General features: G+C 43.5%; 18 protein-coding genes. 7 read left to right on the top strand and 11 right to left on the bottom strand.

From position 1 onward, the window contains the following. The first annotated feature begins 102 nt into the window (after window positions 1–102). The 3 genes from OCV57_RS05350 to OCV57_RS05340 all read left to right on the top strand — a co-directional run bounded on the left by OCV57_RS05350 (window position 103) and on the right by OCV57_RS05340 (window position 4,196). Window positions 103–729 carry a TetR/AcrR family transcriptional regulator gene (locus tag OCV57_RS05350; protein WP_267300705.1) on the top strand — a complete coding sequence of 209 codons (627 nt, stop codon included), beginning with the start codon at window positions 103–105 and terminating at the stop codon, window positions 727–729. A gap of 153 nt (window positions 730–882) precedes the next feature. Continuing rightward, a complete protein-coding gene (locus OCV57_RS05345) occupies window positions 883–1,584 on the top strand; it encodes an ABC transporter ATP-binding protein (RefSeq protein ID WP_117856743.1) in 702 nt (233 codons plus the stop codon). Continuing rightward, window positions 1,584–4,196 (top strand): ABC transporter permease, encoded by a 2,613-nt coding sequence (locus OCV57_RS05340; protein ID WP_267300703.1) that lies wholly within the window; start codon window positions 1,584–1,586, stop codon window positions 4,194–4,196. The genes OCV57_RS05345 and OCV57_RS05340 overlap by 1 nt, the downstream gene beginning before the upstream one ends. A 115-nt stretch (window positions 4,197–4,311) precedes the next feature. Here the strand turns inward: OCV57_RS05340 and OCV57_RS05335 are convergent, their stop codons facing one another. Next, window positions 4,312–5,235, bottom strand: coding sequence for a hypothetical protein (locus OCV57_RS05335; protein WP_267300701.1), 924 nt, complete (start codon window positions 5,233–5,235; stop codon window positions 4,312–4,314). A gap of 276 nt (window positions 5,236–5,511) precedes the next feature. On the opposite strand from OCV57_RS05335, the gene OCV57_RS05330 reads away from it, so the two are divergent. After that, a complete protein-coding gene (locus tag OCV57_RS05330) occupies window positions 5,512–6,687 on the top strand; it encodes an iron-containing alcohol dehydrogenase family protein (RefSeq protein WP_267300700.1) in 1,176 nt (391 codons plus the stop codon). A 38-nt stretch (window positions 6,688–6,725) separates the two neighbouring features. On the opposite strand, the gene OCV57_RS05325 is transcribed toward OCV57_RS05330, so the two are convergent. After that, window positions 6,726–7,721, bottom strand: coding sequence for an aldo/keto reductase (locus OCV57_RS05325; RefSeq protein ID WP_267300699.1), 996 nt, complete (start codon window positions 7,719–7,721; stop codon window positions 6,726–6,728). Between the two features lie 158 nt (window positions 7,722–7,879). Here OCV57_RS05325 and OCV57_RS05320 point away from each other — a divergent pair, with 158 nt between their 5' ends. Both OCV57_RS05320 and OCV57_RS05315 read left to right on the top strand, forming a co-directional pair. Then, window positions 7,880–9,451, top strand: coding sequence for a CotH kinase family protein (locus OCV57_RS05320; protein WP_267300698.1), 1,572 nt, complete (start codon window positions 7,880–7,882; stop codon window positions 9,449–9,451). Between the two features lie 293 nt (window positions 9,452–9,744). Then, a complete protein-coding gene (locus tag OCV57_RS05315) occupies window positions 9,745–11,109 on the top strand; it encodes an NCS2 family permease (RefSeq protein WP_038671310.1) in 1,365 nt (454 codons plus the stop codon). Window positions 11,110–11,227: 118 nt separating this feature from the next. Here OCV57_RS05315 and OCV57_RS05310 read toward each other — a convergent pair whose 3' ends face one another. The 7 genes from OCV57_RS05310 to fucO form a co-directional block, all read right to left on the bottom strand. Next, the gene (locus tag OCV57_RS05310) at window positions 11,228–12,283 is read right to left on the bottom strand and encodes an SGNH/GDSL hydrolase family protein (RefSeq protein ID WP_267300697.1); all 1,056 of its coding nucleotides are present in this window, start codon (window positions 12,281–12,283) and stop codon (window positions 11,228–11,230) included. 105 nt (window positions 12,284–12,388) lie between these two features. Further along, complete coding sequence (locus OCV57_RS05305; RefSeq protein WP_267300696.1) at window positions 12,389–13,555, bottom strand: ABC transporter permease; 1,167 nt, start codon at window positions 13,553–13,555, stop codon at window positions 12,389–12,391. Continuing rightward, window positions 13,542–14,663, bottom strand: a complete 1,122-nt coding sequence (locus OCV57_RS05300; protein ID WP_256322236.1) for an ABC transporter permease — start codon at window positions 14,661–14,663, stop codon at window positions 13,542–13,544. The genes OCV57_RS05305 and OCV57_RS05300 overlap by 14 nt, the downstream gene beginning before the upstream one ends. 4 nt (window positions 14,664–14,667) lie before the next feature. After that, the gene (locus OCV57_RS05295; RefSeq protein ID WP_267300693.1) at window positions 14,668–15,615 is read right to left on the bottom strand and encodes an ABC transporter ATP-binding protein; all 948 of its coding nucleotides are present in this window, start codon (window positions 15,613–15,615) and stop codon (window positions 14,668–14,670) included. Window positions 15,616–15,754: 139 nt separating this feature from the next. Further along, the gene (locus OCV57_RS05290; protein WP_267300691.1) at window positions 15,755–17,047 is read right to left on the bottom strand and encodes a sensor histidine kinase; all 1,293 of its coding nucleotides are present in this window, start codon (window positions 17,045–17,047) and stop codon (window positions 15,755–15,757) included. After that, a complete protein-coding gene (locus OCV57_RS05285; protein ID WP_267300689.1) occupies window positions 17,040–17,720 on the bottom strand; it encodes a response regulator transcription factor in 681 nt (226 codons plus the stop codon). The genes OCV57_RS05290 and OCV57_RS05285 overlap by 8 nt, the downstream gene beginning before the upstream one ends. Before the next feature lie 152 nt (window positions 17,721–17,872). Then, window positions 17,873–19,021, bottom strand: a complete 1,149-nt coding sequence (fucO, locus tag OCV57_RS05280) for a lactaldehyde reductase (protein WP_195552189.1) — start codon at window positions 19,019–19,021, stop codon at window positions 17,873–17,875. A gap of 443 nt (window positions 19,022–19,464) precedes the next feature. Between fucO and typA the strand changes: the two genes are divergently transcribed. Beyond that, window positions 19,465–21,282 (top strand): translational GTPase TypA, encoded by a 1,818-nt coding sequence (typA, locus tag OCV57_RS05275; RefSeq protein WP_022287673.1) that lies wholly within the window; start codon window positions 19,465–19,467, stop codon window positions 21,280–21,282. Between the two features lie 57 nt (window positions 21,283–21,339). Here typA and OCV57_RS05270 read toward each other — a convergent pair whose 3' ends face one another. Further along, a complete protein-coding gene (locus tag OCV57_RS05270; RefSeq protein ID WP_267300685.1) occupies window positions 21,340–21,963 on the bottom strand; it encodes a response regulator in 624 nt (207 codons plus the stop codon). Between the two features lies 1 nt (window position 21,964). Next, on the bottom strand, window positions 21,965–23,050 hold the full coding sequence (locus tag OCV57_RS05265; RefSeq protein WP_267300684.1) for a sensor histidine kinase: 1,086 nt from the start codon (window positions 23,048–23,050) through the stop codon (window positions 21,965–21,967).

Below are 23,050 nucleotides of genomic sequence, written 5' to 3'. Positions count from 1 at the left end.
CAATATCATATAATATGCTGAAAATATAGTAAATGTATTGACATATCGAGCGTTATATGCTAAGATAACAGTGTTATGTGAAGTGGAAAGCGGGGTGCAGTAATGGGTGACGAACTTGAAACAAGGGAAAAGCTGTTGGAAAGTGCAATGTCCGAGTTCTCTGAAAATGGTTATATGAAGGCTTCTCTGAGAAAAATATGTGCTGACGCAGGAGTGACGACCGGTGCGCTGTATTTCTTCTTTAAAAATAAAAATGACTTGTTCAAGGCTATTGTCGATGAGCCGCTGAAAGAGCTTTGCAGGCTTCTTACGGAGCATTATATGCAGGACGCTCAGGATATGGATAGCGATGACCCTGCGGTGCTGTCTGCTGAGTATCACATTGATACTCACACCGACCTTGACAAGCTTGTTGATTATATGTATCTCCACTATGACGTTTTTATGCTGCTGCTCACGGGTGCGCAAGGGTCTGAGTATGAAAACACTGTGGATATGATCGTAGATATGACAGAAAAGGGCTTTAGGATATCAGCGGAAAAAGCTGCCGCAAGAATGCCTAACTGCCACGTTGATGAGTATATGCTTCATTGGATAACCCATATAAGTGTTGACGCCTACACTCATTTGCTAACTCACGAGAGAGATGTGGAAAAGGCAAAGCTCCATATGCGCAGAGTAATGGAGTTTCTAATAAAAATATGGTTTACAATGATAGTCGAGGATTAGAAAATTGCCGCCTGCGGGCGGTAACTTTTAGAAACCTACATAGCAACGTTATGTGTGAATTTTGTATCTCAAATGTCGATGAAATGTGCAGATATGCACATTTTTATATAAAGCTAAGTTAGCCAAGTCTAACTTATAAATGGAGGAAATGATATGTATTTGGAGATCAAAGATGTGAAGAAAAGCTACGGCAGTGACGCCAGCTATATTCAGGTGCTAAAGGGTATCACCACAAGTCTAGAAAAAGGTCAGATGTGCGTTATTCAGGGTACGAGCGGCTCTGGTAAATCCACGCTTCTTAACTGCATAGGCGGCCTTGACACTATGGATAGTGGCTCTGTTAAGGTCGACGGTAAGGAAATTTTCGGTCTTAAACCTGATAAGCTTGCCGACTACAGAAAGGAAAATCTGGGCTTTATCTTTCAGTTTTATAACCTCGTTCCAAATCTGACAGTTGTGGAAAATATTCAGGTTTGTGAATATCTTTCAGATTCGCCACTGGACATGGAAGAACTTCTCACAACGTTGGGACTTTCCGAACACAGAAACAAGTTTCCGTCACAGCTTTCAGGCGGTCAGCAGCAGAGATGTGCTATAGCAAGGGCGCTTATAAAAAATCCAAAGCTGCTTTTGTGCGACGAGCCTACAGGCGCTCTTGACTCCAAAACTTCAAGGGATATTCTTATCCTGCTGGAAAAAATCAATGCAAAATATGGCACAACAATGCTTATCGTTACTCACAACAATGCTATAAAAAATATGGTGCATAAGGTAATAATCGTTAAGGACGGACTTATCAAAAAGGATTATCTTAACGAAACACGCATACCTGCCGCAGAGCTGGAGGACTTGTAATGAACAGGGTACTCAGAAAAAGGCTCGGACGTGAGCTTAATACAAATTTCGCACGTTATCTTGCGCTTGTATTGCTTATCGTAATGGGAATGTACATAATAGTTTCCGTGGTTGCAAGCGCAGACACTATCATCGACGGAACAGCCGAACATGGTAAGCAAAACAAGGTTGAGGACGGACAGTTCGGCGTTTTTATTCCTCTTACAGACGAGCAGGAAAAGGAAATAACAGACAAAGGAATTACTCTTGAACAGCATTTCAGCATTGACGTTACCGCGAAGGACGGCTCAAAGCTCCGTGTTTTCCGTAAAAGAAATGACATTGACCTTATCGAGCTTGACAGCGGCAGACTTGCTGAGAAAAAGGGCGAAGCGGTAGTCGAAAAGCGTTACAGCGAGGAACATTCTCTGTCAGTGGGCGATAAGCTTACAGCAGGCGGAGTTGAGTTTGAGATAGTTGGAATAGGAACCACACCTGACTATGACACACCTTTTGAAAATTTCTCTGACACGGCTGTGTCAAGCAAGGGCTTCGGACTTCTTTTTGTAAGCGACGATCAGTATGACTATTTCAAAAATGACAGCGATCAGAAAGCCGAAGACCTTTGTTATGCTTACAGACTTAACGGCAAGGCAACAGATGACAAGCTTAAAGAAATGATCGAGGATTTTGACTTTGATTATAAAAAAGTCACAGACAAGTATTATCTTGAAACTATCAAGGACGTCTTGAAGCAGCGTGACGATATTTCAAATGGTATCGACAAGCTTTATGACGGCTCACAGACCCTTAAAGACGGTGTGAAAGACCTTTCTGAGGGAGCAGACGCTCTCTATGACGCAATGGGCGGACTTTACGAGGGTGCAAAGGCACTCCCAGAGGGTGCGAACGCTATCACGGCAGGAGTTAAAGCCGCATATGACGGCTCAAAAGATCTGTCAGATGGTGTAAGATCTGCATACAGCGGTGCAGAAAGCCTTGCAAATGGTATTGATAGCTTCAAAAAGCAGGCTGACGAGCTTCTTGACGAGGTGTTCACCATTGATCTTGACAACCTGACAATGTTTGTGAAAAAGGGCGACAACGTTCGTATAGCTGGTGCGGCAGGTGACGTTGTCATGAAGAAATATGCAGGACTTGGTGTGGGTGTTATACTTATGGCACTTCTTACTTACGTTATCTCTGTTTTCGTCATTCATCAGATTCAGCATGAAAGCAGTGTTATAGGTGCGCTTTATGCTCTTGGCGCAAAGAAAAAAGATCTTATCCGACACTACGTAACATTGCCGACTATAGTTGCATTTGTTGGCGGAATAATCGGTGCGGTCATAGGCTTCTCACCTGTGGGGATCGATTATCAGCTTCTCGACAGCTACGCATATTCTTCGCTCCCTGATTTTACCCCTGTTTATCCTTTGTATCTTATCATTTACAGCGTTGTAATGCCTCCTGTTGTTTCGGTGATAGTTAATACCCTTGTGATAAACAAGCGGCTTTCTCAGACGGCTCTTTCACTTATAAGAAACGAGCAGAAAACAGGTCACTACAGCAGAGTGAAGATAAAGAGCAGGAATTCTATCCGCAGATTTCAGATACGCCAAATGCTTCGTGAAATGCGCACAGGTATAACAGTACTTCTCAGTATGCTTTTTTCACTGTTCATTCTTATGCTTGGCGTTGATTGCTACTATCTCTGTGAGAACGTGAGAAAAGACACTATAAATGACACAAAATACGAGTATATGTACACTCTGAAATATCCAGAGGAAAGCGTTCCAGAGGGTGGCGAGGCTTGCTTTGTAAAAACGCTTTCAAAGGAACAGCTTGGCTATAACCTTGATGTCACCGTTATGGGTATGGACAGCGACAACAAGTATTATGATGTGAAAACACACAAGGGCAAGAGCTTTATAACAGTTAGCCAGTCAGTTGTGGAGCGTTACGGAGTGGCAAAGGGCGATAAGTTTATCCTGACAGACAATGCGACCTCAATGGATTATGCATTCACAGTGGAGGATATCTGCGACGAGCGTGGCGGACTTATGGTGTTCATGGATATTGACAGTATGCGTGAGCTTTTCGGTGAGAGCGACACTTACTACAACTGTTTGCTCTCAGACAAGAAACTTGACATTGACGAGGGAAGACTTTACAGCACAACAACAAAATCGGATATCGAGCGTTCAGCGGCAGTTTTCACGGATCTTATGATGTCAATGATAGTAATGCTTATCGCGGTTGCCGTAATAATTTTCTGCTCTGTGATGTTCCTTATGCTGAATGTTACAATAGAAAGGGCTTCCTTTGGAATATCTCTTGTGAAGGTGTTCGGCTATAAGACCAAGGACGTGAAAAAGCTTTACCTAAACGGAAACGCAATTATCATAACTTTGGGCGCACTTATCGAGATACCGCTTTCAAAGATGTTTATGGACAAGGTTTTCCCAGTGTTCATTCCAAACGTAACAAGCGGAATAAACCTTGCATTCCCATGGTATACTTACGTTATAATTTTCGCAGGAGTAATGGCAACATACTTTATCATCACCTCAATTCTTGTAAGAAAGCTTGGCAAGATAACCCCTGCCGAGGTGCTTAAAAACAGAGAATGATTTCTTAATATACAAAAAAACGTACAGAGCGTAATGATGTGACCTCCAAATCGTTAGATTTTTGTTCTAACTTCTGGGGGTCGGATCATAAAGCTTTGTACGTTTTTGATTATGCCTAATTTGTATTATTGTCTATTTTGGTTATGATAACTGCGGCAATGGTAAGGACAATATATCCTGCTGTGACCTCAAATGGAAATTTTATTATTGCAGTTTTGGGAATTATAAAAGGCAAGGTAGATATTGCACAGCATGGAGGAAAATAAAGCTTTGCTTTTCGGCAAAGAACGAATATCACAGCCGAGGATAAAACTGCACCAAATGTCAGGGTAAGCCCAAGCTTTTCAGAGATAAAAAATCTTGCCATAACGCCTGCGAACGCAGCCGCCGCCATGAGAGCAATTGCTGTGTATTTTCTTTTCATAAGCTTTGAGCCTTTGCCGCTAAGCTCAAAAAATGCAACGATAAGCGGCGGAGCGATAAAGAATATCTCGTGAAAATGCGCAGGCAATATGCAGATAACAAGCACCGTGATGACTTGTTTTGCTCTTAGTTTGAGAAGCTCTGAGCTTGGTTCGATAGGTCTATATTCATACTTTTCATGCAGACCAAAGTATTCAAGAACTTTTTGAAAAATAAGTATAAATGCTGTCATGACCGCAACGGAAATGACGTAAACAGGGCTTTTTGTATCCATAAGTATCGGAAGTATGCAGGCGGAAATGGCAGGAACGAAGCTAGTTTTTGACAGCGTTATAACGCTCACTGCTACAAGAAGTCCCAAAGCTATACGAAGTATAAGTATCTCAGGGATAAACCGCACTATGCACACGCCTGCGACAGCGGCAGAAACTATCGCCGCAAAAAGTCGTGTGCGAGAGGTGTTCCAAGATTGCACAGGCGCAATTAGCGCACCCATTGCCACTGCCGTTATCTCAGGAAAAATTATTTCCTTTTCCCCGAAGATCTCCGCCGAGCCGACCATTATTGCCACCACAGCAAGGGATATCCCCATAGCTATATTTTGATTTTTATTCATTGCTTCACCTTGATGTTTTTTTCTTTATTATAACATAAAGGGGAGAGGTTTTCAATCGGCAGTATCAAAAATACTCGTCTGACCGTTATGTGCAGCCACGATATAAATTCATGCCGTTTTTTTTGCGAGAGTATACCTTTTGCCGTTGTGAAGTACATAACTTTTTCCTCCATGATTTGTTACTAATATCATAGCGCATATGTGCTACAATGACGAGGCTTGAAAATCGCCGTCAAAGGTGCTATAATGGATAAAAAGCCAAAAGGAGCGTAAAAAATGAGAAATATACCTACAGATATTTACATAGAAAATGGAGCGGTAAAAAATCACGGGGGCGAGATAGCGGAACTTGGCAAAAAAGCCATGATAGTCACAGGCAGACATTCTTCTGCGGTGAATGGTTCTCTTGATGATGTCAAGGCAGTGCTTGAAAGTCAGGGCATTGGATATGTGATATATAATGATATTGAGGAAAACCCATCTGTGGAAACTGTTTACACAGCGGCAACGGCGGCGGTAAAATACGGCGTGGATATGTTCGTGGCAGTGGGCGGAGGTTCGCCAATGGACGCAAGCAAGGCGATATCAATGCTTGCTAAGAATGGGATAGTTTGCGAAAATGCCGAGTTTTCCGAAAGCGAGAGCGTTGTAAAAGCTGAGAAGTGTGAGCTTCCAGATAGCATTGCCAAGGTGGAGGAGCTTCTTTACACTCCTGCGAAACTACCTTTTTACCCTATAGTCTGTGTGCCTACCACCTGCGGAACAGGCTCGGAGGCTACACCTTATTCTATCCTGACGTCCCACATTAAGCAGACCAAGAAATCTATTGCCCACAAAATTTTCCCGTCACTTGCATTGGTTGACTACAGCTATCTTAAAACCTCCTCATACAGCGGCATGAAAAGCACCTGCGTTGACGCACTTGCTCACATGATAGAGTCACGGCTCAACACCAACGCAAATGCGTTCAGCCGTGCATACGCTGAGGAGGGTATGAGGCTTTGGGCAAGCTGTAAGGGCTGTCTTGAAACTGATGAGAGATTTGCTCATATGACCGATGATGAGTTCTCAACTTTCATGCAGGCATCAGTGCTTGCAGGCATGGCGATAGCCTACACAGGCACAAGCATACCTCACGGTCTGAGCTACACTTTGACATATGAAAATGGCGTACCCCACGGCAAGGCAGTAGGCGTTTTTCTGTCAGGCTTTTTGAAAAAATACGGTGACAGCATCGAAGCTGAGTATGTTGTAAAACAGCTTCTTGACTTTGATGATCTTGACGCTTTCAGGGACTATATCAGGACGCTTTTTGGCAAGCTTGATATGTCAGAGGAGCTTTGGAAAAAGGACAGGGACGGAATACTTGCCAACCCTGCCAAGCTTAAAAATTATCCTTTTGAGCTTACGGCAGATGTGCTTGACGATTACGTTCGCTATTATAACGCATAAAAAAAGCTGTCAGGGCAGTGGCTCTGACAGCTTTTTTATTACATCTTCGCAAGCCTGTCTATCTCTGCAAGTTCAGCCTCTGTGAAGTCAAGGCGGTCAAGACAGCCTATGTTTTCCGTTATCTGCTCAGGACGGCTTGCACCGATAAGCACAGTAGTAACAGCCTTGTTGTGAAGCACCCATGAAAGTGCCATTTGCGAAAGGGTCTGTCCCCTCGAAGCAGCGATATCATTAAGCTTGTTGAGCTTTTCTATCATTTTGTCGTTAAGCTCATTGCCTATCCATGTTTCGCCTCTGCCTACCCTTGAATCTGCCGGTATGCCTTTTAGATATTTGCTTGTGAGAAAGCCCTGATACAGCGGTGAGAACACTGCAATGCCAAAGCCCTCAGAAAGTGCAAGGCTGTCAAGCTTATCGTCCTCTATCCAGCGGTTGAGTATGGAATATGAGGGCTGATTAATAATAAAAGGAGTTCTGAGCTCTCGGAAAATTTTCAGCATTTCGGCTGTGTCGGCTCTGTTGTAATTTGATATGCCAACATAAAGCGCCTTGCCCTGTCTTACTGCATTGTCAAGTGCAAGGGCAGTCTCTTCAAGAGGCGTTTCGGGATCTCTTACATGGTGATAGAAAATGTCAACATATTCAAGCCCCATTCTTTTTAGAGATTGGTCAAGGCTTGCCGTGAGATATTTTCTCGAGCCGTTTCTGTCACCGTATGGACCTGCCCACATTTCATAGCCTGCCTTGGTGGAAATACACATCTCGTCACGGAACTCTCTCATGCCACGATCGAGTATCCTGCCGAAGTTTTCCTCTGCCGAGCCGTTGTAGGGATTGCCATAGTTGTTTGCAAGGTCAAAATGTGTGATACCGCTGTTGAACGCAGTGTGTACCATTCTTTCCATGTTCTCAAAATTGTTTTTCAGGCTGAAATTCTGCCAAAAGCCCAAAGACAACGCAGAAAGCTTAAGCCCGCTTTTCCCACAGCGGTTGTATATCATTTTGTCATATCTTCTATCGTCAGGTATAAACATTTCAAAAAACCTCCTATATAATCGTGTTAGTGCATAAATTATCCCACTTACTTTTATGATTATAGCATATTGTATTATCTATGTCAATGTGCTATAATTGAATAAGTTATATGATAAAAAATATGTGTGTAATGCACAATAAATGGAAAGATAATAATATGAGAAATGATATGAACAGAAGAATTATCGCTGCTGTATGTGCAGTAGTCATGACGGGAGCAATGCTCACAAGCTGTGCTAAAGAAACAGGGGAAAGCTCAAAAGCAGAGAGTAGTCCTGTCGAATCTCAGGCTGTGACAACAACGGCTGAGCCTGTTGTAACTCTCCCTGCCACCACAAAACAGGTGATAAACTCTGAACCTGCTACTTATGAAAGCCTGAGTGCTGACAAGGCTGAAAAAGAAAGTTTTAAGAAAAAGGTACGATCAGAAAGTAAGATACCTGTTATAAGCGTCACGACTGCCCCTGACGATATGATAGCTTCAAGGGAGAAGTATACTTCCTGCGTGGTGGACGTTTTCAATTGTGATGAAAAATTGGAGATAAACGAAGCCTCAGCAGGCATAAAGGTAAGAGGAAATTCAAGCGCATATTACGGCGATGTTAGTCAGATCCTTGCAAACAAAGTGCCTTATAGGATAAAATTTGATAAAAAGACAAATATGCTTGGGCTTAATAACGGCGCAGAGTGCAAAAGCTGGGTGCTGTTGAAATCAGATTGGGATCTAATAAGAAACGATATCGCATTCCGTTTTGGCAGAACTATCATGGGTGACAGCAATTTCTGCTCAGACGGTCAGCTTGTTCACCTCTATGTGAACGAGGAGTTTCAAGGCGTTTATGAGCTTTGCGAACAGTGTCAGATAAATCCGAACAGAGTGGATATCTCCGAGCCTGCGGAGGGCTGCACCGACACTGATATAGGCTATTATCTTGAGCTTGACAACTATGCAACAAGCGATGAGGATAACCATTATATAAGCATGGACTATGAAAATGCCACTGTCACCGACATAAACGGCGAAACAAGGCAGTTCGTTCCTGCGGAATATTCTATCAAGAATGACCTCTATTCGCAAAATCAGATAGACTTTATTGACAAGTATCTCAACAATCTGTTCAAGATAGTTTATGAAGCCTGCGAGAACGGCAAGTATTATAAATTTGATGAAAATTATGACCTTGTTGACTCTGATGTTACCACCGCTGAGGAAGCCGTTTCTAACGTTATGGATATAGACTCAGTGAGAGATATGTATATTCTTTATGAGATCGTACATGACTATGACTGTGGTGAGGGAAGCTTCTATATGTGCGTCGATCTTTCAAAGGACAGTAAATGTCCTAAGCTTAAATTTACCTCACCTTGGGATTTTAACTGGGCATATAATGACAGCACTGAGAAATATTATGCTGGTGCTTTCACAGACAAGAATTTTGTGGCTAAAAAAGGCGACCGTTCAAACCCATGGTTTATCATTCTTTGCAAGCAGGATTGGTTTATGGACGCTGTCAAGGAAAAGTGGACGGAGATGAGCCAGGAAAAGCTTTTACAGGGCTGTATAAAAACAGAGCGTGAATATCTTAAAGAGTATGACGCCGACCTTAGAAAAGGCGAAGAGTGGGGCCCTGACTCTGCGGAGGATCTTTTCAATTGGATCGAAAACCGCATTTATTGGCTCAATAGTCAGTGGAAAATAAAGTCTGACGTTAGTAACAGTGCTTCTTAAATGATAAATTTTATTCAATTAAGGCAATACCGCGCAAAGATTGTGCGTCAGATGCGTAGTCAGATTTTTTGTCAGATTGCACAAAAATTCCGCAGGCATACTGCCGTATGTCAAGGGATTTTTGTGTGATATGACGGAAAATCTGCAAGCAGATGGCGTGCAAAGCCGTCAGGCGGGCTTTGTGCGGTGTTGCCTTAATAAATCAGGCTTGAAAAATGCTGTAAAATCGGTATAATAAGATAGTATCCCCATATTGAAAGGAGGAAATGTCTGCAACGCAGGCATAATAAAATATGACGGAAAAATTATTCAAGCTGAAAGAAAATCACACCGATGTTAAAACTGAGATAATGGCGGGCGTGACGACTTTCATGACCATGGCATATATCCTTGCCATAAACCCGAGCATTCTCGGCAGAACGGGCATGGATCCTACAGCCGTACTTCTTGCCACCTGTATCGCCTCTGTTATTGGAACAGTGTGCATGGGACTTATGGCAAATCTGCCTTTTGTGCTTTCCGCAGGCATGGGACTTAACGCTTACATGGCTTACACTGTTGTGGCAGGCTATGGCTATCCATGGCAGGTTGCACTGCTGGCAGTTTTCGTCGAGGGTATCGTCTTTATCGTGCTTTCTCTTACAAACGTCAGAGAAGCCATTTTCAATGCAATACCTGTGGTTCTGAAAAAAGCGGTGTCCGTTGGCATCGGTCTTTACATTGCCTTTATCGGACTTCAGAATGCTGGACTTTGCGTTGACAGTTCAGCCACTCTTGTTACCATAACAGGCTTCCGCAAGAATTTCACAACTTCGGGCATATGTGCGCTTCTCACTATCGTGGGACTTTTCATCACTATTATCCTATATATCAAAAAAGTCCGTGGCTCTATTCTTATGGGTATAGTGGCAACATGGGTAATAGGCATGATATGTCAACTTGTAGGGCTGTATGTTCCTGACGCTGAAAGCGGCTATAATTCGCTTTTTCCTACAATGTCGCTAACGGATTTTTCAAAGCTTGGCGAAACATTTGGTCAGTGCTTTAAGGTGGATATGCACAGCATTGGTATCTTCAATTTTATAGTCGTGGTATTCTCCTTCCTGTTCGTTGACCTTTTCGACACTTTAGGCACTCTTATCGGCGTATGTTCAAAGGCAGATATGCTTGATGAAAAGGGCAGACTTCCGCAGATAAAGCCTGCGCTTCTTGCTGACGCCGTTGCCACAACGGCAGGCGCAGTTCTTGGTACTTCCACCACCACAACATTCGTTGAGTCCTCAGCAGGCGTTGCCGCAGGCGGCAGAACAGGTCTTACCTCTATCACAGCCGCAGTGCTGTTTGCACTGTCAATGTTCTTTGCACCTATCTTCACGGCTATACCATCCTTTGCAACAGCTCCTGCACTTATAGTAGTAGGCTTTTTGATGTTCAGCTCTATCACTGACATCAAGTTTGATGACGGCAATTATACAAAGGCTATCCCTGCGTATCTTTGTATTCTTTCAATGCCTCTTTTCTACAGCATTTCAGAGGGCATCTCTCTTGGAATAATCTCATACGTTGTTATAAATCTTGTTTGTGGAAAGCGCAAGGATATCACACCGCTTATGTATGTGCTTGCAGTGCTTTTCGTGCTGAAATATGTTTTCTTATAAGGAAAGCTTTCAAAGAACAGGTCTGAAACTAGCCATGCTTTCCTGTTCGTTCTGCTACAGAATGAGAATTGGCGTAAAATGACAAAAAAGCGGCAGCCGTTACCGACTGTCGCTTTTGTTATATACTTTTTATTATCTCTCTGAGTTTTTCCGTAAGCACTGTCGCTGCCTTTTGGTGGGTCTTTTCAGTAGGGTGCCAGTTTGCCGCAAAGCCGTCGTTTGCACCGTCCTGCTCATGGAACATCATTGAGCTTATCTTGCTGTCAGCGTGGCTTTTAAGATATATCTTTATTCCCTCCTCAACAGCAGGGAATATCCTCTCGCCCATTATTCCAACAGTGCAGAGAATGTAAGCCTGCGGATTTTTCTCACGAACGACCGCAAGAAAATCAGCATAAAGCTTTGAGAAAACAGCCTGCCTGTCCTTGTAGTCACGGCAGTAGCTGTCGTCGTTTGTGCCAAGGTTTATAACGATTATCTGCGGAATATATTTGCTGAAATCCCAAGGGATATCCTGCGGAGCAGTTCCTGCAAAATTGCCCCTTGAAAAGCCGTAGCTACAATAGAACTGTGGAATTGTCTGTTCACTGATAGGCTCGTCACCTTCTGTGTAGCCTGAGATTATACCGTAGCCACTGGCTGAAAACATACTGTATTCAGCGTCAAGTGCCTTGGCGGTCTTGTAGGCATAGGCTTTTGTAACGTCCTCTGTGGCGGTGGTGAACTGGTGGTTTTCGTCCTCATCATCAACACCATAGCCACAGGTTATAGAGTCGCCGATAAATTCTATTTTAAGCGGTTTTTCAGGCAAAGCCTCAGCACTGCCCTCGGCGAAAGCCTCAACGCCAACTGCTGACATTGGAGATTCTGAAAGCTTTATTATCTCCACAACTGACTGAGCGTTTTCCGTGCGGTCTATTACCGTGATCTCTTTTTCTGCACAGTCGATCATCTCGTCAACTACTCTCTTGCCGTCAACATAAACGGCTATCCTTGCATAGTCAATAGGATTGTCGCCCACTGCGATATTGTCGCCTTTGAGATTCAAAACAAGCTTTGTGCCGTCAAATGTGAATGACGCACCGCTTCCTGAAAGACCGAGCAACATTATCTCGTCTTTGAAATATACTCTGCCTGTGAGCTTTGCATTTTTGTCAAGCTGTAATCTATCCATACTTTTTCCTCTTTTTCATCTATGATCTTCTTTAGCTGACGCAAAAAGGCTGCGTGTCAGCTCCGTAACAATAAGAGTATAACACACAGCCATATTATTGTCAACTTATGCAAGGGAATTTACATCACCCTCACGCTTTTGCTTAACAAGCAGAGCAGCCACAGCAAAGAATGCCACTGCAAACAGTGCCTCGATACCAATGCAGATGAGATATTCCTTTGTGCTGAATACTCCACCGCTCATGCCGAAAAGCATATTGTTGGCTTTGGTGTACCAATATGCAGGGAACAATCTTCCCACTGCAAGAACACCTCCCGTGAGCAATTCCTGCGGCACGAAAACTCCGCAAAGAAAGCTCATGCCAAGACCGATTATGTTCGATATAGCAGTTATGCCGTTGTCGCTAAGGTCAAACTGCGCTATTATCATTGCTATGCCTGCGGCGGCAATGATATATACAAAGCTGTTAAGGCAGGCGAGCCAGAATTTCACGCTGAGCGTTTTGCCCCAAATTATTGCGACTATCATAAACAAAAGCCATATGCTAAACACCAAGATACTTGCCCCAAGAGCCGTCTGTCTGCTGTAGTTTGCTGACGTCAGATTTGAACACATTGTGCGTTCTCGAACGCCTTTTCTGTTTAGCGTCAGTATAACGGGGCAAAGGGTAACAATGAGCATGGAAAGCATAACGTATGCAAGATACTGAAAATAGTAGCCGAATATTGCCGGCATACCTGTTCCGCCCTTGTTGTTAAAGTTTTTAAGCTCCGCCTTTACTTGCTGAGAAACTGCCGTTTGGGCAAGTTCCATAGCGTTTTCTGTGCTTTCACCTGCCGTCATGTACGCCTTTACGCTTGAAAGATAGTTGTCAAGCCTGCTTTCAAAAAGCTGTCCGCCGTAGCTGGAGGGCATTTTGAAATTCTCAAAAAGTCCGTCAAAATCCCCTGCGTTTATCTTGTCGCCAAAGTCCTTGTTTATATACAGAACATAATTGGAACGTCCGTAATAAACGGCGTCGATGACCTCGTCTTCATCATCTGCAAGCTCCACCTTTTTGTTGCCGCTGAATATAAAGTCCTGCAAACGCTTGCTTTCGGCACTGTTGTCACGGTCAATGACAGATATGGACATTTTATAGTCCTCATAGTCATTGTTATCTTTTGCAGTATCCGCCATTATTACTGCTATGACCATAAATATGACGAGATATAATATAGCAGACGTAAGCCTTGTTTTGAGTATTTTCATAAAGGTCTTAAAGACTTGCATATTTACGCCTCCTTGTAAGAACATATCCACCAAGGGTGAACAGCACTGTGTATATCGCCATTGAAATTATCTTTACTGTGAACCGCCTGTAATCATCGTAGAGATTAAGACAATAGAAGCTGTCTGAGATAATGGCGGCAGGGTTTATTTCATTGAATATCGGGCAATGCTCTGCAACAGTGCCTTTCATGGTGTTTGACATAAGACCGCTGAAGAAACAGCAGGTCATTGATACCGCCATGACTACAGACATTTTTAAACCCTCTTTTATGCGGAAAGAGCCAACGAAAAATCCCATGGATATTCCCATTATTCCGCCTAGCACTGCGGCAAGGTAAACAAGGGGGAGCTTACTGCCGAAATCCACTTTAAGCACAAATCTCAGGAACGTCACCGATATCACCATGCATATCATTTCCACCACATGAAAGGCTAAAAGCGTTGCCGTTATGCTTGTAAGCTTGTTCACTGGAGAACAGCAACGTCTTGCGCCAAGCGCAGATAGGTCGCCCTGATTTTCCTGTGCCACGAACAGACCTGACATCGAGCCGAAAAGTGCCGTCATGGCAAGGAGATTATAGAAAAACTGTATCGTTATATCAGGATTGCCGTGGAGAGGTATATCCTCATTTGGGCTTATCTTCTCAGAAAGGGAAGCTATGACCTTATCAAGCTTTTGCGGAGCGTTCTTTGCAGTGTCAGTTATTATCTTTTCCTGAGTTTTGTATTGCTGTATGAACGTCTTTACAATGGTCTGCTGGATACCTGTTGAGCCAAACTCAAGGGAGAGGTCGGAAGCCTTTATAATGCCTTTTATGTCTTCGCTTTTAAGCATTTCTTCTGCCTTGTCAATGTCTGTATACGTCACCTTGAAAAGAGCATCATCACCATCTGATATCTGTTCAAGCACCTGCTTAAGGATATCGTTTTCTTCTATATTTGTCACCGCAACAGGTATCGCATTGAATACAACATCTTTTTCGTATATTCCTGAAAACGCCATCTTAAAAAAGCAACCCAGTATTATAGGAAAGGCTATGAGCCAGAAGAGTATGGCTTTTTGACGCAGACAGCTTTTAAATTCGTATTTGAATATGTGTGAGAACATTCTATCACTCCTTATCCCTGAGAGCCTTGCCGGTTATTTCAAGGAAAACGTCATTGAGGGTAGGCTGCTCAGAGTAAACGCTGCCGAAGCCCACCTGATTTTCCTGCAATATTTTCAGTATCTCAATAAGATTGTGCCGTCCTCCTGTACAGCGTGCAACGAGCTTGTTGTCGGCATAGGAAACATTATAAACGTGTTCCAAAGCTTCTATTTGTTCACGGACGTTTTCAGGAAGCTGGAGTATCTCGGCGGTGATAGTTTCGGTGTTTTTTATCATTCGTTTGAGTTCCTCTGTAGTACCCTCGGCTATTTTACTGCCCTTATCCATTATGGCGATACGGGTGCATATCTGCTCGACTTCCTCCATGTAGTGGGAGGTGTAAATTATAGTCGCACCCTCACGGTTAAGCTGTAAAATGCCCTCCAGTATCTTGTTTCTTGATTGTGGGTCAACAGCAACTGTCGGCTCGTCAAGTATGATAAGCTCAGGCTTGTGTGCGATACCACAGGCAATGTTAAGTCGTCTGAGCAGACCACCTGAAAGCTTTTTAGGGTGGAACTTCACGAAGTCCTCAAGTCCCACAAAAGCTATGGCATCGTCAACATATTTCTTTCGTGTGGCTTTGTCGGTGATGTAAAGCCCACAAAAATAGTCAATGTTCTCATACACAGTCAGCTCGTCAAACACCGCAACATTCTGCATTATAACGCCAATACGCTTTTTTACCCCATAGTTCACAGGGGACATTTTTTCACCGAATATCTCGATGTCGCCCTTATCGTATGCCAGCAGTGAGAGCAGGCAGTTTATCGTGGTGGTCTTACCCGAACCGTTAGGACCGAGAAGTCCGAAGACCTCGCCTTTTTTTATTTCAAGATCAAAGTGGTCAAGAGCAATAAGCTCCTTGTATCTTTTTACCAGATTGCCTATTTTTACTACAGTTTCAGCCATAAGAAAAACCTCCCTTAGTTTGTATTATCATTATACAATACTATCCGCCAAAAAGCTAGTGAGAAAAGTCACATCTTTCATGTGACAAATGTCATATCATAAAAAAGCAGAGCGGCTGGTGACCAACTCTGCTTTGCAGTTATTTAAGCTGTGCTGTAAATATCATCATGCCGTTTTCGACTTTGCATGATATCTTGCTTTTGTGCGACCTGACTATTGCCTGTGCAATAGAAAGTCCAATGCCGTAGCCACCTTTTTTCTCTCCCTTTGACCGAGAACGTGAGCTGTCGTCACGATAAAATCTGTCAAAAAGTTTTGTTAGGTCGCCTTGCGGTGGTTCTTTGCAGGTGTTTGAAACTTCAAGGTCTGTTTCCTTGCCATTGTGAGAGGTGAAAAGCTTTACTATTACCTCGCCATCCTCGTCAGCGTATTTTACTGCATTTTCCGTGAGGATAGAAACAAGCTGTCTTATCGCACCCTCGTCGCCGTGATAGGAAAGTCCGTTGGCAACATCAATGGTGAGTTTTTTGCCCTTTGTTTCCGCAAGGGTAGTAAAAGGCGAAGCGGCGTCATAAACAGCGTCAGAGATATTGAAATCAGCCATGGTAAGAGCAGGATTTTCCTCCTCCATTTTCGCAAGGCTTAAAAGCTCTTTCAGCAGACCGTTGAGCCTTGTTATCTGATTTTTTATGCTCACCGTCCACTGGTTTGGCTCTGACACCATTTCAAGAACTTCCGTGTTTGCGGAGATTATGGCCTGCGGCGTTTTTATCTCGTGCCCTGCGTCGGTAATGAACTGCTTTTGCTTTTCAAAGCTTTCCACAACAGGTCTTATGGCACGCTTTGAGAAGATTATGATAAGCAGACATACAAGTACATATCCTGCCGCACCTATAGCGCACGAAACCAGCAAAAAGCGATTTTTGGTGGCACTGTCACTGCGGCAGTCCATGAAAACTATTATCTTGCCTTTGTCAGTGTCGCCTGTTTTGTAGCGGTAGTTTCCTGACGTGCCTGAAGTCTTGCCGCTGTCAAGAACGCTTTTGCCGTATTCTATAGCCTGCGAACTTGACACCGCCGCAACGTGTCCTGTATCTACCTTGGTTATTTCGCCATTGCTGTCGGCGTATACAACAAAATATCTTGTCTGATACTTAGTTTCCTCGTTAAAGCCTCTGTGCTTATCAGGCTTTTTGCTCTCAGGGGGAGAGGCGCTGTCTGAATTATCCTGCGGCTTGTCATGCTTCATGCCCTTGGGGTCGAACTCAGGAAATCTGCCGTCATTTTCGATTATTATGTTCAGCAGATTGTCTGCATTCTTGTTGGTCTGATAGATGTTCACTCCATTTATACCGCCTATTATGGCAAACTCTACGATAAGAAGGCACACAGCGGCGATAACAACGAATTTCCGCTGTAAACGCTTAATCATTGTGATGTTCCTCTAAGGTATATCCAACGCCCCTTGTGGCTTTTATCTCGATATCTGCATCGATAAGACCAAGCTTTTTACGCAGATATGAAATATATACCCACACCACGTTTATCTCAGCGTCAGAGTCATAGCCCCATATCTTTTCCATGAAACGCTCTGTGGAAATAAGCGTGCCGTGATTTAGCATAAGGGCTTCTATCATTTGAAACTCTTTGTTGCCAAGCTTCTGAGAGCCGTTAGGACCTGAAAGCTCAAAGCTCTGTCTGTTGAGAGAAACGTTTCCGAAAGTAAGGGTAGAGGGTGCAAATTCAGTGCGGCGGCGTGTCATTGCCCTTATTCTCGCAAGAAGCTCGCCCATTGCAAAGGGCTTTGTAAGATAATCGTCAGCACCTGAATCAAGTCCGGTTATCCTATCGTCAATATCAGACTTTGCAGTGAGCAGCAGAACAGGGGAGTCGATACCCTTTTCACGGAGTTTTGTAAGCACCTGTATGCCGTCCATACCAGGCATCATAATGTCAAGTATTATGCCGTCATAATCCTGTGCAATTGCATAGTTGTATGCGTCGATGCCGTTGTAAACAGCGTCAACAGAATAGTTTTTGTGTTTAAGCACTGCCGAAAGCGCATTTGCAAGCTCCACCTCGTCCTCAGCAAGAAGTAATCTCATTAAAATTCCTCCCTATAAGTCAGTATAATATCTTACGATATATGATAACCTATGAACTTAAAACTCACTTTAAATGTATTATACCATAAATATTCTTTTCGGGCAATAAAAATCTGCCCCCGAAAACCGAGGGCAGATAAAAGATTTTTGAATTAGAATGCTGTCTTATAAATGCCGAGGATAGACTCAACTGTGCAAGGTCTTGGATTTCCTCCTGTGCATACGTCTGCGAATGCAGATTCGCTCAAAGCCTGAAGATCCTCTTCCTTAACGCCTATCTCGTGGAGCTTCTCAGGGATTCCAACGTCCTTTGAAAGCTGCTTAACTGCGTTTACTGCGGCTGCTCTGTATTCAGCCTGGCTCATGCCTGTTGTGTCAATGCCCATTGCTTCTGCGATGTACTTGAACTTTTCGCCTGTGTATTCAGCGTTGTACTCCATTACATACGGAAGAAGAACTGCATTTGCGATACCATGAGGTGTGTCATAGAATGCACCGAGCGGGTGAGCCATGCCGTGAACAACGCCAAGACCAACGTTTGAGAAGCCCATGCCTGCGATATACTGACCGAGAGCCATATCTTCTCTGCCCTGTGGGTCATTCTCAACAGCCTTTCTCAGTGAACGTGAGATTATCTCTATTGCTTTAAGGTGCATCATGTCTGTAAGCTCCCAAGCGCCAAGTGTTGTGTAGCCCTCGATAGCGTGTGTAAGAGCGTCCATACCTGTTGAAGCTGTAAGTCCCTTAGGCATTGATGACATCATCTTTGCGTCGATTATAGCAACTACCGGGATATCATGAGGGTCAACGCAAACGAACTTTCTCTTCTTCTCCTCGTCTGTGATAACATAGTTGATAGTTACCTCTGCGGCTGTGCCTGCTGTTGTAGGAACTGCGATTATAGGAACGCAAGGGTTCTTTGTGTCAATAGCGCCCTCAAGAGAAGTAACGTCAGCATACTCAGGGTTGTTTATGATGATACCGATAGCCTTTGCAGTGTCCATTGATGAGCCGCCGCCGATAGCGATAAGATAGTCAGCACCTGCTGCCTTGAAAGCTTCGATACCAGCCTTTACTACCTTTACAGTAGGGTTAGCCTTTACCTGAGAGAATATATCATAAGCAAGTCCTGCTTCCTCCAAAAGATCTGTAACGTTCTTTGCAACGTTAAATTTGATAAGGTCAGGGTCTGTTACAACAAGAGCCTTTTTAAAAGCTCTCTTCTTTGCCTCTGTAACTATCTCGCTGATCGAGCCTGCACCGAAATATGAAGTTTCATTAAGTATCATTCTGTTAGCCATTTGATTATTCCGCCTTTCAAAATATATGATCTCTGTTATCAAAGTTATATCTTTGATTATTGATATTATACAACTTTTATACCGAGATTTCAACTATTTTTATGTAAAATATCAGTGGCGTAATATTGTGTAAAACAGCCAAAAACATAAATCATTTAATCTAAGGCACACCGTACAAGGCGTAACCTGTGAATGATACTTTTTTCTTGACAAATCGGCAAAAATGTGCTATAATTCTCAATTAGGAAAGTTACCTTGCGGAAAATTTCGCAAGGTGCTTTTGTGTTTTATAGGCTTTTTGTGAAAAATTACGATTTTCTTTCCTTTGATGGGAGAAAATATATTTATAATTTTTATTGTTTATAATTTTTGCGAAATATATTAAGCAAATCGTTACAGAAAGCATTCGCTTTGCTGTGTCTTGATAAATCGGAGGAGTATGTATGATTAGAGAAGATTTAAGAAATGTTGCTATTATTGCCCACGTTGACCACGGTAAGACTACCCTTGTAGACCAGATGCTCAAGCAGAGCGGTACTTTCAGAGAAAATCAGGCTGTTGAAGAAAGAGTCATGGACTCTAACGATATCGAGCGTGAGAGAGGAATCACTATCCTTGCAAAGAATACTTCTATCAAGTATAAGGACGTTAAGATAAACGTTATCGATACCCCAGGCCATGCTGATTTCGGTGGTGAGGTAGAGCGTGTTCTTAAAATGGTAAACGGTGTTATACTGCTTGTGGACGCAGCCGAGGGTCCAATGCCACAGACAAGATTTGTGCTTCAGAAAGCACTTGAGCTTGGTCATAAAATAATCATCGTTATCAACAAGATAGACAGACCTGACGCTCGTCTTAACGAGGTAGGCGACGAAGTTCTCGAGCTTCTCATGGATCTTGACGCTACTGACGAGCAGCTTGACAGCCCTATCCTTTATTGCTCAGGCAGAGCAGGTACAGCTACTCACTCACCTGATGAAGAGGGCAAGGATATGATACCTCTCTTTGACGAGATACTCAGCTATATCCCTGCACCTGAGGTAGATACTGAGGGCCCAATGCAGTATCTTGTTTCCGCTATCGACTACAACGAGTATGTAGGAAGAATAGCTATCGGCCGTATAGAGCGTGGCGAAATGAAAGTTAATCAGGACGTTACGATCGGCGACTATCATCAGACTAAGAAGGAATATCGTGGCAAGATAGTTACAATGTATCAGATAGAGGGACTTAACAGAGTTCCATGCCAGAGTGCAAAGGCTGGCGATATCGTTTGTATAAGCGGTATCGAGAACATCACTATCGGTGACACTATCTGCGACTTCGGCAACTTTGAGGCTGTTCCTTTTGTAAAGATATCTGAGCCTACAGTTGAAATGACATTCTCTGTAAATAATTCGCCATTCGCAGGCAGAGAGGGCAAGTTCGTAACGAGCCGTCACCTGAGAGACAGACTTTTCAAGGAGCTTCTTAAGGACGTTTCACTGAGAGTTTCTGAAACAGACAGCACAGACGCATTCAAGGTCGCAGGCCGTGGCGAAATGCACCTTTCTATCCTTATCGAGAATATGCGTCGTGAGGGTTATGAGCTTGGCGTTTCAACACCGCACGTTCTGTTCAAGGAGATAGAGGGCAAGCTTTGCGAACCTATCGAAAGACTTGTTATTGACGTTCCTGAGAACTGCGTAGGTTCTGTTATGGAGAAGATAGGTGCAAGAAAGGGCGAGCTTCAGGAAATGGCACCTGTTGGAAGCAGAATGAGACTTGAATTTCTTATCCCTGCAAGAGGACTTTTCGGATACAAGAGCGAGTTCCTTACAGACACAAAGGGCGAGGGTATCATGAGCTCTGTATTCCATGACTACGAGCCATACAAGGGCGAGATACCAAAGAGAGCAACAGGCTCACTTGTTGCGTTTGAAACAGGCGAGGCTGTAACGTACGGTCTTTACAACGCACAGGAGAGAGGCGAGCTGTTCATCACAGCAGGCACACCTGTATATGAGGGAATGATAGTTGGCGCTTCACCAAAGCAGGAAGACCTTGTTGTAAATGTCTGCAAGAAGAAGCACCTTACAAATACTCGTGCAAGCGGTTCTGATGACGCGCTCAGACTTGTTCCGCCAAGAAATCTCAGCCTTGAGGATTCACTTGAGTTTCTCGCTGATGATGAGCTTCTTGAAGTAACACCAAAGAGCATAAGAATAAGAAAGCGTATTCTGAGCAACTCACAGAGAGCTAAGGAAAGAGCTAAAATGTAATAATAAAAAGAGGAGCGGTCATGCCGTCTCCTCTTTACTTTTTATGAAATTGTAGTGCTATTGTATGTTGGTGTAGTAGAAAATAGCAAGCTGTGTGCGGTCACGGAGGGAGAGCTTTTCCAGGATAGTGCTGATGTAATTTCGCACTGTGCCCTCACTGAGATAAAGCAGTGAGGCTATCTCCTTGTTGCTAAGCCCTTTTGCCACCTGTTCGATTATCTCCTGCTCTTTTTCGACTATGCCGTAGTGGTCAAAATCAAAACTGCTGTGATTGGTAAGAAGCTCAGGAAGTTTGCTTGCAACATCTGAGCCGAAAACTGTCTGCCCATTCATGACGGTTTCAAGGGCAGGGCATATGCTTTCAAAATCCTGCTTTAAAATATATCCCTTTGCTCCCATAAGCACAGCCTTTATAATGTATTCATCATCAGAAAATGTGGTAAGATAAAGTATCCTTGCGTCAGGGTACCCAGCAAGGATCTTTTCGCCGGCTTCAATGCCGCTTATGCCGTTCATGCGGATATCCATAAGCAGAACATCAGGCTTGAGAAGAGAATAAAGCTCTATGGCTTCCTCGCCGCAGCTTCCCATGGCAAGAACTTTCACACTGCCTGTGCTTTCCAAAATGGTTTTCAGCGACACCGCCACAAGCTTGTCATCATCTATTATAACAATGTTCATGTCAAGACCTCCGTTCAGTCAGGTTTTGTTTCGGCACAGACAGAAAAATGTGGAATCCCTTGCTGCCCGATGTGATGTTTATGTTTCCATTTAAAGAAGCCGCACGCTCACGCATATTGGCAAGCCCCATGCCGCTTTCGTCTATCTTTTCGGGACAGCTTCCGTTGTCTGCGATACTAAGCTGATAAAGAGCAGGGTGTTCACGAATGATTATTTTTATGCTGTCACCGTCGCTGTGCTTTGCAGTATTGGAAAGTGCTTCTTTTATAACGCCAATAAAGCAAAACTTCACATCTCGTGACATTCTTTCGGAAAAGTCATAATCACAGCTTACTGCAAATCTGTCTTTCAGAGGTCTTATGCAGTCTTCAACAGCAGGCTTTAGTGCGATAGAATCGTCATGAAGATCATGAACGCTGCTTCGTATGCTCGTCATGGCGGTGTTCAGCGTGCCGCTCAGGTCGTTGATGGCTTCACCGACAGTTTCATCTTTGTTTATGACCGAGAGCGCACCAAGCTGTAAAATAGACCTTGTGAGCATATGTCCCACGTTATCGTGTATCTCCCTTGCAATGCGGTTACGCTCTTTCAGCGTTGCAAGATATATCTCGTAGTCTTGATTTCTCTGCATGGCTTTGTTTTTTTCTACAAGCTGGGTGGTAAGTTCTTTTGAATTGTCACGAGTATTTATGAGCATCTTTGTCAGCTTTTCGTTCAGAACGCTGCGGCTTGAAATTGTGAAGCTTACCAAAAAAAGAGCGACAAGCGGGAAGATGTCTTTTCCCAGAGTGAATATATTTGCAAGTACGCCTATGAATGTTAAGACCATAGCAGGGTAAAATTTTGTACAGAAAGCATCGTAAAGCACCAAAGGGGCGAGTATCAAAGCTTCTTTGCTGAAAATGCAAAGTGAGCTGTACGCAATAACTGAAAGGTATGCAACGGCAGAGCTTGGTTTTATTTGAAAGATAGCGGAGCATATGACAGCTAATAGCAATGTGGTGATGTTTGACGGATCTGTTCCCTCTGCAAGCATGAATGCACAGCAGCTAAGGCCTAAAAGAAACTTATCCCACAGCTTGTTCAT

Source organism: Hominimerdicola aceti (assembly GCF_025567495.1).
Classification (GTDB): domain Bacteria; phylum Bacillota; class Clostridia; order Oscillospirales; family Ruminococcaceae; genus Hominimerdicola; species Hominimerdicola aceti.
This window is presented reverse-complemented; position numbering and strand designations above follow the sequence as displayed.